This is a genomic window from Pseudomonas sp. NLJ1 (assembly GCF_049486705.1).
Classification (GTDB): Bacteria; Pseudomonadota; Gammaproteobacteria; order Pseudomonadales; family Pseudomonadaceae; genus Aquipseudomonas; species Aquipseudomonas inefficax.
Map to the genome: position 1 here is coordinate 3,010,764 of NZ_CP137735.1, position 13,347 is coordinate 3,024,110.

The following is a 13,347-nucleotide window of genomic DNA, read 5'->3' on the forward strand; positions in this document are numbered from 1 at the left end:
CTCTATCCTCTGGTCACAACTTGTTATAACAAGTACTCGATCAGCGAAGAGATCCCATGGCCGAACTGCTTCCCCTTTCCCCGGTACCGCTTTACACCCAGCTCAAGGAATTGCTGCGCGAGCGCATCCTCGACGGCACTTATCCATCGCATAGCCGCATGCCCTCTGAAAGCGAACTGGGCAAGGCTTTCGAAGTCAGCCGCATCACCGTGCGCCAGGCGCTGGGCGACCTGCAGAAGGAAGGGCTGATTTTCAAGATCCATGGCAAGGGCACCTTTGTCGCCAAGCCCAAGGCGTTCCAGAACGTCAGCACCCTGCAGGGGTTGGGCGAGTCGATGACGCAAATGGGTTACGAGGTGATCAACCGCCTGCGCAGCTTCCGCCATGTGCCGGCCAATGCACTGGTGGCCGCGCGGCTGCAGGTTGGGGAGGGCAGCTTGGTCACCGAGATCCGCCGGGTGCGGTTGATCAACCGCGAGCCGGTGTCGCTGGAGCTGACCTGGTTGCCCAAGGCCGTCGGCGAGAAGCTGGAAAAGGCCGACCTCGTCACCCGCGACATTTTCCTGCTTCTGGAAAACGACTGCGGCATTGCCCTTGGCCACGCCGACCTGGCCATCGATGCCGTGCTGGCCGACAGCGACCTGACCCAGACCCTGGATGTTGAAGAAGGCTCGCCGATCATGCGCATCGAGCGCCTGACCCATGCCGCTGACGGTACTCCGTTGGACTTCGAACACCTTTACTACCGCGGCGATGCTTTCCAGTACCGCCTGCGCATCGACCGCCAGAAGGGGAGCAAGGCATGAGCATCCAGACTCAGGACTACGACATCATCGTTATCGGTGGCGGTACCGCCGGGCCGATGGCTGCGATCAAGGCCAAGGAGCAGGACAAAAGCCTGCGCGTGCTGCTGCTGGACAAGGCCAACGTCAAGCGCAGCGGTGCCATCAGCATGGGCATGGATGGCCTGAACAACGCGATCATCCCAGGCCACGCCACCCCCGAGCAGTACACCAAGGAAATCACCGTGGCCAATGACGGTATCGTCAACCAGGCCACGGTGCATGCCTACGCTACCCACAGCTTCGAAACCATCGAGCAACTCGACCGCTGGGGCGTGAAATTCGAGAAGGACGAGACCGGCGACTACGCCGTGAAAAAGGTTCACCACATGGGCGCCTACGTGCTGCCCATGCCCGAAGGCCACGACATCAAGAAGGTGTTGTACCGCCAGCTCAAGCGTGCCCGGGTCGAGATCAGCAACCGTATGGTCTGCACCCGTGTGCTGCTCGATGGTGAAGGCGCGGCCGCTGGCGTGCTGGGTTTCGACTGCCGTAGCGGCGAGTTCCGGGTGGTGCGGGCCAAGGCGGTGATCCTTGCCTGCGGCGCGGCCGGGCGCCTGGGCTTGCCGTCGTCGGGTTACTTGATGGGCACCTACGAGAACCCGACCAACGCCGGTGATGGATACGCCATGGCCTACCATGCCGGTGCCGAACTGGCCAACCTCGAGTGCTTCCAGATCAACCCGCTGATCAAGGACTACAACGGCCCGGCCTGCGCCTACGTCACCGGCCCACTGGGTGGATATACCGCCAACAGCAAGGGTGAGCGCTTTATCGAGTGCGACTACTGGAGCGGCCAGATGATGTGGGAGTTCCATCAGGAACTCGAGGGCGGCAATGGCCCGGTGTTCCTCAAGCTCGATCACTTGGCCGAGGAAACCATCCAGAACATCGAAGAAATCTTGCACAGCAACGAGCGCCCCAGTCGTGGCCAGTTCCACGCCGGGCGTGGCACCGATTATCGCCAGCACATGGTCGAGATGCATATCTCGGAGATCGGTTTCTGCTCGGGGCATTCGGCGTCGGGGGTGTGGGTCAATGAAAAGGCCGAGACCAGCGTCAAAGGGCTGTATGCCGCAGGCGATATGGCAGCGGTGCCGCACAACTACATGCTGGGGGCCTTCACCTACGGCTGGTTTGCCGGTGTGAACGCTGCGCATTACGTGACCGGGCGCGAATTCGCCGAGGTTGATGCCGAACAGGTCGAGCGCGAGCGCGCGCGGGTGTTTGCTCCGCTGCAGCGTCAGCATGGCCTGCCGCCAGCGCAGGTCGAGTACAAGCTCAGACGCATGGTCAACGATTACCTGCAGCCGCCGAAGGTGACCAGGAAAATGGAAATCGGCCTGGAGCGCTTTGCCGAGATCGAACGTGACCTGGACCAGATGAAAGCCAGCAACCCTCATGAACTGATGCGTGCGATGGAAGTTTCGGTGATTCGCGATTGCGCCGAGATGGCGGCGCGGGCCTCGCTGTTCCGCGAGGAAAGCCGTTGGGGGTTGTACCACCACCGAGTGGACTTCCCCGAGCGCAACGATGGCGAGTGGTTCTGCCATTGCCATCTGAAAAAGGGCGAGAACGGTGAAATGACCAGCTTCAAGAAGGCCGTCGAACCCTACCTGGTCGCCCTGGATACAGAAGAGCAGACCGCTTATGACCGGTTGCGTGTCAAAGCCGATGCCGCCTAAGCGACACCTCACCTTGTGGGAGCGGGTTTACTCGCGAACACCGGCGAAGCCGGTGCCATCCACCGTGTTGGATTCTTCGCGGGTAAACCCGCTCCCACAGGGAAACGTGCAAGCCTCTAGATAGAAGGGAGCCAATGAAGGCCCCGAGGACTCCGTGAAATGGCCTACCAGCCGCAAGAAATCTTCTTCCGCAGCAGTGCCCCCGTCACCATCGACGAAGACAAGTGCATCGCCGACAAAGGCTGCACCGTATGCGTCGAGGTTTGCCCCATGGACCTGCTGGCGATCAACCCGGCCACGCAGAAGGCCTACATGGCCTTCGACGAATGCTGGTACTGCATGCCCTGCGAAAAGGACTGCCCCACTGGTGCGGTGAAGGTCGATATCCCGTACCTGCTGCGCTGATTCATCCCGCCATCCGGCGCACCACCGGACGCCCTCCTGCTTTGCCCCTCGTTTCCCACCACCCAAGCCGGGCGGCGGAGACGACCCAATTCTTATAACGACTCGAGGGGAAACACCCATGCGCCTTGTTGCAACCGTGGCCGGCCTCGCGCTGGCGCTCACTGGCCTGAATGCCAGTGCCGAAACCATCCGCATCGCCATCGGCACCCAGGACACCACCATCAACTGCGCCACCGGCGGCCTGCTGATACGCGAGCTTGGCCTGTTGGACAAGTACCTGCCGCATGACGGCAAATACAAAGATGCCAAGTATCAGGTTGAGTGGAAGAACTTCACCAGCGGTGCGCCACTGACCAACGAAATGGTCGCTGGCAAGCTCGACTTCGGCGCCATGGCCGACTTCCCCGGCTCGTTCAACGGCGTTGCTCACCTGGATGCCGGCAAACGCAGCCTGTTCATAAGCGTGCTGTCGGGCAGCGTGCACGGCAGCGGCAATGGCATCGTCGTACCTGCGGCGTCCAGCGTGCAATCGTTGGCTGAACTCAAGGGCAGGACCATTTCCGTGCCGTTCGCCTCCACCGCCCATGGCATGCTGCTACGTGCCGTGGCAGCCCAGGGCTGGGACCCGCAGAAGGATGTGCGCATCATCGCCCAGGCGCCGGAAATCGCCGGTTCCGCCCTGCGTAGCAACCGCATCGAAGCCCATGCCGACTTTGTGCCGTTCGCCGAACTGTTCCCCAACCGCGGCTTCGCCCGCAAGATCTATGACGGCGCCCAGGCCAACGCACCGACCTTCCATGGCGCCTTGGTCGATGCCGAATATGCGAAGAAGTACCCGGAAGTGGTCACCGCCTACCTGCGCGCCAGCCTCGAAGCCGATCGGCTGATCGCTGCGGAACCTGAGAAGTACAGCGAGTTGATCGAGAAAGTCACCGGCATCGAAGCCGAGGTCAATTACCTGTTCCACGGCCCGCTCGGCCTGCAGACCCGCGACCTGACCTGGAAGCCTGAATACCGTCAGGCAGTCGCAACCTCCATCGATACGCTCAAGCTGCTCAAAAAGACCGATCGCGGTCTCGACACCGACAAGTTCATCGACGACCAGTACATCCGTGCGGCCTTCAAGGAGGCTGGCCTGGACTACGACAAGGCGCTGAAAGACTACGACCCGCAGCCACTCAAGGCCAATGACGCGCTGACAGGCAAACCGATTACCGACTTCAGCCGCCTGGCACAGATCTGGGTGCGCGGTGAAGGCAAGGTCCGCCACTACGCTTCGCCGGAGGCCGCGCTTGGCGCCTTGGCCCAGCTGGAGCAGGAGGGCAAGGACATCCGCGCCATCTACGCCCAGGCCGCCGACAGCGGAATCAAGTTGCTGGCGAACCAGGCCTGGTTCGTGCGCAACGCCAAGGGTGAACTCGCGGCGTTCCTGCTCAAGGACCAGGCCGAGCAGTATGCCAAGGCCCACGGCGGTGAAGCGCTGGACTTTGTCAGCGCCAACCAGAAGCTGGTCGCCCAGCGCTGACCGGGAGGCACCGACATGACCCGTAACCTCAAGCGCTGGCCGGTGCGCCTGGCTTCGCTGCTGGCCTGCCTGCTGTTCTGGCAGGCAGCGGCGAGCGTGAAGCTGGACCTCGGGCTGCTGACGTTCACCTATGTCCCCACACCCAAGGCGGTGCTGGAAGCTGCCTGGCAGTTGCTGACCTCCAGCGCCCTGCTGGCGCACCTGGGCAGCAGCCTGTCGCGGGTGTTTGCCGGTTATGCCGCCGCAGCGCTGACTGGCGTGGCCCTGGGGTTGTTGATCGGCCGCTCGCAATGGGCCGAGGACACCCTGCTGCCGCCACTGGAAGTACTGCGGCCGATTCCGGCGGTGGCGTGGATCCCGCTGGCGATCCTGATGTTCCCGTCGTCGGAGCTGTCGATGGTGTTCATAACGTTCACTGGCGCGTTGTTCCCGATCCTGCTGAACACCGTGCACGGCGTCGAGGCCGTCGACCCGCGCCTGGTTGCATCGGCGCGCAGCCTCGGGGCAGAGCGGTGGTCGATTCTGCGTGAAGTGGTGTTGCCGGGAGCGTTGCCAAGCATCGTCACGGGCCTGGCCATCGGCATGGGTACATCATGGTTCTGCCTGGTCACCGCCGAGATGATTTCCGGGCAGTTCGGTATCGGCTACTACACCTGGGAGTCGTACACCTTGCAAAACTACCCCGACATCATCGTCGGCATGCTGCTGATCGGCGTGCTGGGCATGGGTAGCAGTGCCCTGGTCAAGCGCCTTGGGGAGTTGGCCACGCCTTGGTACCGCACGCGGAGGGCCAGCTGATGAACAGTTATCAACCAGCCCCAGGGCGTATTGACGGGCGTGGCCTGTCGATACGCCTGGGGCACGGTAGCGAAGCATTCGAAGCGGTGCAGCGGCTGGACTTTGCCGTAGAGCCTGGCGAGTTCGTCTGCATCCTTGGCCCTTCCGGTTGTGGCAAGTCGACGTTGCTCGGTGCCCTGGCCGGGCACCTGGTACCCAGCAGCGGCCAGTTGAGCGTGGACGGCCAGGCTGTTGCCGGGCCGTCACCGCAGCGTGGCATGGTGTTTCAGCACCATACCTTGCTGCCCTGGCGTAGCGTGCTCGACAACGTGGCCTTCGGCCTGAAGATGCAGGGCCAGGGCCGCGCCGAACGTCGCCGGCAGGCTCGCGAAATGCTGCAACTGGTGGGGCTGGATGACTTTGCCGGGCGCTGGCCCAGCCAGCTTTCCGGCGGTATGCAGCAACGGGCCGAGATTGCCCGGGTGCTGATCAACCGCCCGCGCCTTTTGCTGATGGACGAACCTTTCGGTGCCCTGGATGCGCAAACCCGTGCACGCATGCAGGAGCTGTTGCTGGATATCTGGGCAAGTATCCGCACCACCGTGGTATTCGTCACACACGACATCGACGAGGCGCTGTTCCTGGCCGACCGTATCTTGGTGATGAGCCCGCGACCTGGCCGCTTTATCGAAGACCTGCACCTGGACTTTCCGCGCCCACGCCGCGCCAGCCTGCTGACCAGCCCTGAATTCACTCACCTCAAGCGTCACTGTCTGGCCTTGCTCCGTCACGAGGAGGGCCGCGAACTTCCGCGCCTGACCCCGCTGGGCCTGCCGGACACTGAGCACCCACCGCTACGGATCGCGCTATGACTGAACGAACGACTGACAACCCCGACATCCTTGCCCTCCTGCCTCGCCTTGGGGCCGCTGACGCGGGGGTACGCCGTATCGGCCTGATCGAACTGGCCGACCTGGAAGACCCCGATGGCTTGCCATGGCTCACCGATGCGCTGCTGGTGGATGCCGCCGACGAGGTGCGCGCCGAGGCCGCGCGCCTGCTCGAGGCCTGGGAAGAGCCCGAAGTCGTGCAGGCCCTGTGCGCTGCGCTGGCCGATGCTGCCGAGCCGGTACGGCTGGCGGCCGCCCAGAGCCTCAGCGAGCTCAAGAGCCTGGAAGCCGGGCAGTTGATCCTGCCATGGGTCAAGCATGCCGATGCCTTCGTCCGTGCCAGCGCCCTGCGCGCCTTGCGCGAGCTGCGCCTGGAAGATGCCGCGGAGCCTGCACTGCTTGCCCTGGCCGATGACGACGCTGCGGTCCGGCGTGAGGCCGTGGGTATTCTTGGCTGGCTCAAGCACCAGCCGGCTTTGCCAGCTTTGGCAAAGCTTGCCGAAGACGAGCCGGACACCGAGGTGCGCCGCGCGGCCATCGGTGCGCTGGGGCTCGCGCGCGACAGCGCGGTGGTGCCAGCCTTGGTGGCGGCATTGAGTGACAAGGCCTGGCAAGTGCGCGAAGAAGCCGCCACCACGCTAGGCAAGGTGGGCTTGGCCCCTGCAGGCCCGGCACTGGTAAATGCCCTTGCCGATGACTTCTGGCAAGTACGTCTGCGTGCGGCGCGGTCTCTGGGGCGGCTACGTCATGCTGCGGCACTGGACGCGCTTGGCGAGTTGCTTGGCCACGGCATGGCCAACCTGCGCAAGGAGGCCGCTCTGGCCCTGGGGGAGCTGGGCCAGGCGCGTGCCTTGCCGGTGCTGCAGGCTGCCGAGGCCGATAGCGACCCCGAGGTGCGCAAGGCTGTGCGGATTGCCATGGCACAACTGCGCGGGGCCTCCTGATGAACGCCCCGCAAGCTCTTCGCAACATGCGCGGCCCCGGGCAACTGATGCTGCAATGGCAAGACGGCGAACATAGCCTCAGCCATGCCCGCCTGCGCGGTGCTTGCCCCTGCTCGCAATGCCGAGCGGCACGGCTGCAGGGGAACATCAGCCTGGTTCGCGATGATGTGCGCGTGGTGCACATCGAGCCGCAAGGATATGGCGTGCAACTGGTGTTCAGCGATGGGCATGAACGGGGTATCTACCCTTGGGCTTACCTGCGAGACCTGAGTGCCCGGTGAGTTTTCTTCGCGGGCATTCGCTGTCGCATGGAGACCTGAATTCGCAGGCGGTCCGCGTACCCTGTGGGAGCGGTTTTAGCCGCGAAAAATCCAACGCGGTGCATGGCACCGGCTGCGCCGGTGTTCGCGGCTGAAGCCGCTCCCACAGGGTTCCTGTTAATTCAAAAGTCATGTGCAGTCCTGTGAGAGCGGGCACGCCCGCTCCCACAGGCTCAGAGCGCAATCAGCTCCGGCCTCAGCCCTTCGACCCGTCGCACCGGCGGTGTCAGGTAGCCGCCATCCCCAGTGATCTGGTGCAGTACCTTCTCGCGCAGCCCGTGAAGTGCTACGCCCGTACGCAACCGTGGGTGTGGCAGGTCGATTTCCACCACCGACTTGATCCGCCCCGGGCGTGGCTCCAGAACCACCACCCGGTCGGCCAGGTAGGTAGCCTCTTCGGCGTCATGGGTGACCAGTAATGTGGTGATGCCGGCACGTTCGCGAATGGCCAGCAGCTCGTCCTGCAGTTGCTGGCGGGTCAGCGCATCCAGCGCGCCGAACGGCTCGTCGAGCAGCAGGATACGCGGGCTGGCTACCAGGCCTCGGGCGATCGCCACGCGCTGGGCCATGCCGCCGGACAGCTGGTGTGGGTAGGCCGACTCGAAACCGACCAGCCCCACCAGTTGCACGAACTCGTGTACCCGTCGCGCGCGTTCACCCTGGATGAGCGGCTCGTTGACCAGGCCCAGAGCAATGTTCTGTTCCACGCTCAGCCAAGGGAACAGCCGGTGTTCCTGAAACACGATGCCGCGCTCGCTACCAATGCCGCTGACAGTGTGGCCGTCGACGCGGATACTGCCGCTGTAGTCGGTATCCAGCCCGACCAGCAGGCGCAGCAGGGTGGATTTGCCGCAGCCGGAAGCACCGACGATGGCGATGAATTCGCCTTGGTTGATCGACAGGTTGAAGTTGCGGATGGCTTCCAGCGGCTGGCCATCGACGCTGAACACTTTGCCGACCCCCTCGAAGCTGACCAGGGGAGGAGTGACGTCGGGCTGGTTGGCCGCGTGCAGGTGTGAGGTATTGAAGGCGTTCATGCGGTTCTCCAGCGCGTGGCGCGCGATTCGAGGCGTTGTCCAAGGGTGCCGAGCAGGGCGCCGACCAGGCCGATCAACAGCATGGCGGCCATTACCTGGTCCATGCGGAACAGTTGCTGCGCGCCGACCATCAGGCTGGCGATACCGCCGTCCGAGGGCATGAAGTATTCGGCACCAATGGTGCCCAGCCAGGCGTAGATCAGCGACAGGCGCAGGCCGGCGAAAATGGCCGGGGCTGCGCCGGGCAGCACCAGCAGGCGCAGGCGTTGCCACAGGTTCAGGCGCAGGGTGCGCGCCGCTTCGCCCAGCTGCGGCGACAGGCTGGCGATACCGCGCTGGGTGGCGATCAGCAGCGGGAAGAACGCGGCCATGCCGACGAATACCTGCTTGGCCCCTTCACCAAGGCCGAACCAGGCTGTGAGCAGCGGCACCCAGGCAAACAGCGCCACCTGACGCAGGGCCGACAGGCTTGGCCCGAAGATACGTTCGGCATTGGCCGAAAGCCCCAACAGCAAACCGACCAGCAGGCCAGCGCCACCGCCGAGTAGCAAGCCGGCCAGGGCGCGCTGCAGGCTCAGCAGCAAGGCCTGAGGCAGCGAACCATCGGCCAGGCCGGTCAGCAGGGTGCGCAACACTTCAAGTGGCGAGGTCAGGATGTTGCTGTCGACCCAGCCAAAGCTGCTGCTGGCCTGCCACAGTGCCAACAGTGCCAGTGGCAGCAGCAGGCTTTGCCAACCCCGCGGCACGGGGCCACGGTGCTGCTCCCCTGTGGCCGCTTGCGGCCAGTACAGCAAGCGCTTTTCCAGGGCCGAGAAGCCGCGCTCCAGCAGTGCGCCGACCAGGCCGATCACCAGGATGCACAGCAGCACCAGGTCGAGCATGAACAGTTGCCGCCCCCACACCATCAGGTAGCCAATCCCTTCGCTGGAGGCCAGCAGTTCGACCGCCAGCAGCGAGGTCCAGCCGGTGGCCAGGGCCAGGCGTACGCCAGTTAGAAAGGCGGGCAGTGCAGCCGGCAGCAGCAGCCGCAGAAAAAGCAGATGGCGAGGCAGGCGCAGCACTGCAGCGGCCTCTCGCAGCTTGGGCTGGGCATCACGTACACCGACCAGCGTGTGCAAGGTAACGGGGACCACCACGGCTTTTACCAGCACCACCAGCTTGAGCAATTCGCCGATCCCGAAGAACAGCATGAACAACGGGATCCAGGCCAGGGTAGGAATCTGTGCCAGCGCCACGAAAGTAGGCAGCACCAGCGTCTGCGCCCGCCGCGAAGCCCCCAGCCAGACTCCCAGCAGCAAGCCGCTGCCGATGCCGACCGCCAACCCCCAGAACAACCGCTGCAAGCTTATCCACAGGTGCCCCCACAGCTCGCCGGAGCCAAACTCCACCGCGCTCTGCCACACCAATGCCGGCGCTGGCAGGATCTGCTCGCTCATCCAGTGCTCCCGGCTGGCCACTACCCACAGCAGCGCAATAACCACAGGCAACAACCAGGGCAGCAAGCTGGCGCGATCTTTGTGGGAGCGGCCTTGCGTCGCGAATGGGCCGCGCAGCGGCCCTCGAAACCAATCCCGACCTCTGCTCAGAATTCCATTCATCGGCCATCTCTCGAAGCATTGTTAGATTATTCATTTATGGAATTAAAAATTCTCAAAAACGACTCTCAAGAGATAAGAGCATGCACTTCCTGCATACGGAAGCCCCTCGCCGTTGCGTTTTCCTCATATTTTCCATGCGTTTTCCGCAAGCCCGCCGCAGGCCCGCATGTCGCCTGATTTATGCTTTCCAGTTACTGAAGAATGAAGTTTTGATCTTTGTAGGTTCTAACAAGACCTGCCTAGCTTCTGGCCAAAGCGCCGGCCATCGCCGGTGGCAGCCTGCCAAGGAGCCTTGCCATGAAAACCCCGCTGCGTCACCTGATCACCGCCCTTGGGCTGGCCTTTACCCTCAGCGCCCACGCAGCTGAACCGGCCAAGCCAGCAAGCATCCGCATCGCCGTACCCGACCTCAGCGCGGGCAGCAAGCCCAGCGCCGGTGGCGTGGTCGATGTGCTGCGTGACCAGCAACTGCTGGAGAAGGAATTCGCCAAAGACAACATTCGCATCGATTGGCACTTCTTCAAGGGCGCCGGGCCGGTGGTGAACGAAGCGTTGGCCAACGGCCAGGCCGATTTCGCCTACCTCGGCGACCTGGCCGCCATTGTCGGCAAGGCCAATGGCCTGGACACCCGCGTACTGTCGGCGGGCGTACGTGGGGTGAAGAGCTACCTGGGCGTGGTGCCCGGTTCCGGCATCAAGACCCTGCACGACCTCAAGGGCAAGCGCGTGGCGGTGTTCCGTGGCACCGCCAACCAGCTGTCGTTCGCCAGCGCCCTGGCCAGCCAGGGGCTGAGCGAGCGCGATCTGAAGGTGATCAACCTGGACTTCAACGCCGCCAACGCCGCACTGGCCGCCAAGCAGATCGACGCCACCTGGGGCCTGTCCAACCTGCTGTCGCTGCGCGAACGCGGGCTGGTCGAACTACCGGTCAACTCACGTGACCTGGAAGGCGCCGGCAGTACCCAGGCGGTGCTGCTGGGCACTGGCAACTTCATCCGCAAATACCCCGAGCTGGTGCAGCGCCTGGTCAATGCCCAGCAACAGGCCAGCGCCTGGCTGCGCGACGAACACAACCGCGAGGCCTACGTCGAGCTGGTGGCCAGCAATGCCAACTGGCCGCGCAGCATCCTTACCGACGACCTGGCCAAGGAAGGCCTGGCCCATTACTTCGATCCACGGCTGGACGCCGAATTTGTCGGCCAGCTGCAGCAGGGCGTGGACCTGGCTGCCAAGGAGCGCCTGATCCGCCGTGGCTTCCAGGTGGCCGACTGGATCGAACCACGCTTCCTCGAAGCCGCCCTGCAACAGAAACAGGCCGTGCAGGCCGCCCGCTGAAACCCGAAAACCCGACAATGACCGCAAGGACACGACCATGAGCAACGCCGCCCTGGCCACTGCGCCACAAACCCTCGAACTCGACATACACCCGGTTGCCGGCCGCATCGGCGCCGAAATTCGCGGGGTGCAATTGTCCGCCGACCTTGATGCCGCCACCCTCGACGCCATCCAGGCCGCGCTGGTGAAGCACAAGGTGATCTTCTTCCGTGGCCAGACCCACCTGGATGACCAAAGCCAGGAAGCCTTCGCCAAGTTGCTCGGCGAGCCGGTCGCCCACCCCACCGTGCCAGTGGTGGATGGCACCAGCTACCTGTTGCAGCTCGATGGTGCCGAAGGCCAGCGGGCCAACTCCTGGCACACCGACGTGACCTTCGTCGACGCCTACCCCAAAGCCTCGATCCTGCGTAGCGTGGTGGCGCCGGCATCCGGTGGCGACACCGTGTGGGCCAACACCGCCACGGCCTACCAGGAGCTGCCCGAGCCGTTGCGCGAGCTGGCCGACAAGTTGTGGGCGGTGCACAGCAACGAATATGACTACGCGAGCCTCAAGCCCGATGTCGACCCGGCGAAGCTTGAGCGTTACCGCAAGGTGTTCACCTCCACCGTGTACGAGACCGAGCACCCGGTGGTGCGCGTGCACCCGATCAGTGGCGAGCGGGTGCTGCAGTTGGGGCATTTCGTGAAGCGCATCAAAGGTTATTCGCTGGCGGATTCGCAACACCTGTTCGCAGTGCTGCAAGGGCATGTGACACGCCTGGAGAACACCGTTCGCTGGCGCTGGCAGGCTGGGGATGTGGCCATCTGGGATAACCGCGCGACGCAGCATTATGCGGTGGATGATTACGGGACCCAGCCGCGGGTGGTGCGGCGGGTGACCCTGGCGGGTGAGGTGCCGGTCGGGGTGGATGGGCAACTCAGCCGTACTACGCGTAAAGGCTGATATTGCCGGGGCCGCTTTGCGGCCCATCGCCGGCAAGCCAGCTCCCACAGGTACTGCACATGGCTTGAACTCGGCGCGGTCGGTGTGGGAGCTGGCTTGCCGGCGATTCGGGGGCACAGCCCCCGCCAGCTACAACTCGGTATCGCAGGCAATCAGTTGCCTGACCAGCCCCTGAGCCAGCGGCGATAGCCCATACCCCACCCGGCTCACCACCCCATAACGGGTGTAGAACGCTTCCTCCTGCTCCACTGTCAGGTCGGCCAGCTGCAATGCCACCAATCCCCCGTCACGCTGATACGGCCGCAAGTTGGCATTGCAGGCAATGCCGATGGTGTCCGAATGCATCACCACATTCAGCAGCGCATAGCCATGCTCGCACTCCACCGTCGGCAGAAAATCCTGCCGCCCGCTGAGGTCGCTGAGGATCTTGCGGATATTCGGCGGGCGGAAGGTGGTGGCCAGGGGATAGTCGAACAGGTCACGCGCCTGCACATTCTCGCGCTCGGTCAAAGGGTGCCCGACGCGGCAGCAGAAATGCCAGCGCTGCGGCGCCAGCTTGTGCACCTGATAGTCCGGATCAGATTCGAACTGGCGGGTGTCGGCGACGAAGAACTCGATCTCCTCGGCAACCAGCTTGCGGTTCAGCGCCTGCCAGTTATCTACCTGGAAGCAGGTACGGGCCGCGGGGTATTCGGCGACGAAGCGTGCCACCGCCCGCGGTACCAAACCCCCTGCCGGCGCGGGGCCGGAGCCGAAGCGCACCACGCCGGTAGTGGCACCGTTGAACTGGTGAATCTCGTTAACCAGGTTGTGTGCCCCATGCACCAGCCGCCGCGAATGTTCCAGCACCAACAGGCCCTGGCGAGTCGGCGCCAGCTCCTTGCTGGCGCGGTCCACCAGGCGGCAGCCGATGTTGTGTTCGAGGGTCTGGATGCTGCGGCTGAATGCTGATTGCGACAGGTTCACCGCAGCCGCCGCAGCAACGAAGCTGCGGTGCTCGACAAGGGCAATGTAGTGGCGCAGCTGACGGAGATCGATATGCATTT

13 protein-coding genes are annotated in these 13,347 nt (G+C 63.9%); 10 read left to right on the top strand and 3 right to left on the bottom strand.

Features of this window, described 5'->3' with window-relative positions:
- The first annotated feature begins 56 nt into the window (after positions 1-56).
- The 8 genes from R9B85_RS13510 to R9B85_RS13545 all read left to right on the top strand — a co-directional run bounded on the left by R9B85_RS13510 (position 57) and on the right by R9B85_RS13545 (position 7,349).
- The gene (locus R9B85_RS13510; protein WP_423770292.1) at positions 57-806 is read left to right on the top strand and encodes a GntR family transcriptional regulator; all 750 of its coding nucleotides are present in this window, start codon (positions 57-59) and stop codon (positions 804-806) included.
- Complete coding sequence (locus tag R9B85_RS13515; protein ID WP_112251244.1) at positions 803-2,527, top strand: fumarate reductase/succinate dehydrogenase flavoprotein subunit; 1,725 nt, start codon at positions 803-805, stop codon at positions 2,525-2,527. Before R9B85_RS13510 ends, R9B85_RS13515 begins: the two co-directional genes overlap by 4 nt.
- Positions 2,528-2,686: 159 nt before the next feature.
- Positions 2,687-2,932, top strand: a complete 246-nt coding sequence (locus R9B85_RS13520) for a 4Fe-4S dicluster domain-containing protein (RefSeq protein WP_046616397.1) — start codon at positions 2,687-2,689, stop codon at positions 2,930-2,932.
- 118 nt (positions 2,933-3,050) lie between these two features.
- Entirely contained in the window at positions 3,051-4,457 is a 1,407-nt protein-coding gene (locus R9B85_RS13525; RefSeq protein WP_207877612.1) for an ABC transporter substrate-binding protein, read from the top strand.
- A gap of 15 nt (positions 4,458-4,472) precedes the next feature.
- Positions 4,473-5,255, top strand: coding sequence for an ABC transporter permease (locus tag R9B85_RS13530; RefSeq protein WP_112251248.1), 783 nt, complete (start codon positions 4,473-4,475; stop codon positions 5,253-5,255).
- On the top strand, positions 5,255-6,106 hold the full coding sequence (locus tag R9B85_RS13535) for an ABC transporter ATP-binding protein (RefSeq protein WP_112251250.1): 852 nt from the start codon (positions 5,255-5,257) through the stop codon (positions 6,104-6,106). The genes R9B85_RS13530 and R9B85_RS13535 overlap by 1 nt, the downstream gene beginning before the upstream one ends.
- Entirely contained in the window at positions 6,103-7,068 is a 966-nt protein-coding gene (locus R9B85_RS13540; RefSeq protein ID WP_252378453.1) for a HEAT repeat domain-containing protein, read from the top strand. Before R9B85_RS13535 ends, R9B85_RS13540 begins: the two co-directional genes overlap by 4 nt.
- Positions 7,068-7,349: a DUF971 domain-containing protein gene (locus R9B85_RS13545; protein WP_112251254.1), complete on the top strand. Its 282-nt coding sequence runs from the start codon at positions 7,068-7,070 to the stop codon at positions 7,347-7,349. The genes R9B85_RS13540 and R9B85_RS13545 overlap by 1 nt, the downstream gene beginning before the upstream one ends.
- 212 nt (positions 7,350-7,561) lie before the next feature.
- Here the strand turns inward: R9B85_RS13545 and R9B85_RS13550 are convergent, their stop codons facing one another.
- Both R9B85_RS13550 and R9B85_RS13555 read right to left on the bottom strand, forming a co-directional pair.
- On the bottom strand, positions 7,562-8,425 hold the full coding sequence (locus R9B85_RS13550; protein WP_112251256.1) for an ABC transporter ATP-binding protein: 864 nt from the start codon (positions 8,423-8,425) through the stop codon (positions 7,562-7,564).
- Positions 8,422-10,023 carry an ABC transporter permease gene (locus R9B85_RS13555; protein ID WP_243432227.1) on the bottom strand — a complete coding sequence of 534 codons (1,602 nt, stop codon included), beginning with the start codon at positions 10,021-10,023 and terminating at the stop codon, positions 8,422-8,424. The genes R9B85_RS13550 and R9B85_RS13555 overlap by 4 nt, the downstream gene beginning before the upstream one ends.
- 297 nt (positions 10,024-10,320) lie before the next feature.
- Between R9B85_RS13555 and R9B85_RS13560 the strand changes: the two genes are divergently transcribed.
- Together R9B85_RS13560 and R9B85_RS13565 are read left to right on the top strand one after the other, a co-directional pair.
- Entirely contained in the window at positions 10,321-11,358 is a 1,038-nt protein-coding gene (locus R9B85_RS13560; protein WP_423770293.1) for an ABC transporter substrate-binding protein, read from the top strand.
- A gap of 37 nt (positions 11,359-11,395) precedes the next feature.
- Positions 11,396-12,301 (top strand): TauD/TfdA dioxygenase family protein, encoded by a 906-nt coding sequence (locus R9B85_RS13565; protein WP_423770294.1) that lies wholly within the window; start codon positions 11,396-11,398, stop codon positions 12,299-12,301.
- Between the two features lie 129 nt (positions 12,302-12,430).
- Here R9B85_RS13565 and R9B85_RS13570 read toward each other — a convergent pair whose 3' ends face one another.
- On the bottom strand, positions 12,431-13,345 hold the full coding sequence (locus tag R9B85_RS13570) for a LysR family transcriptional regulator (RefSeq protein WP_207877606.1): 915 nt from the start codon (positions 13,343-13,345) through the stop codon (positions 12,431-12,433).
- Positions 13,346-13,347: the final 2 nt, after the last annotated feature.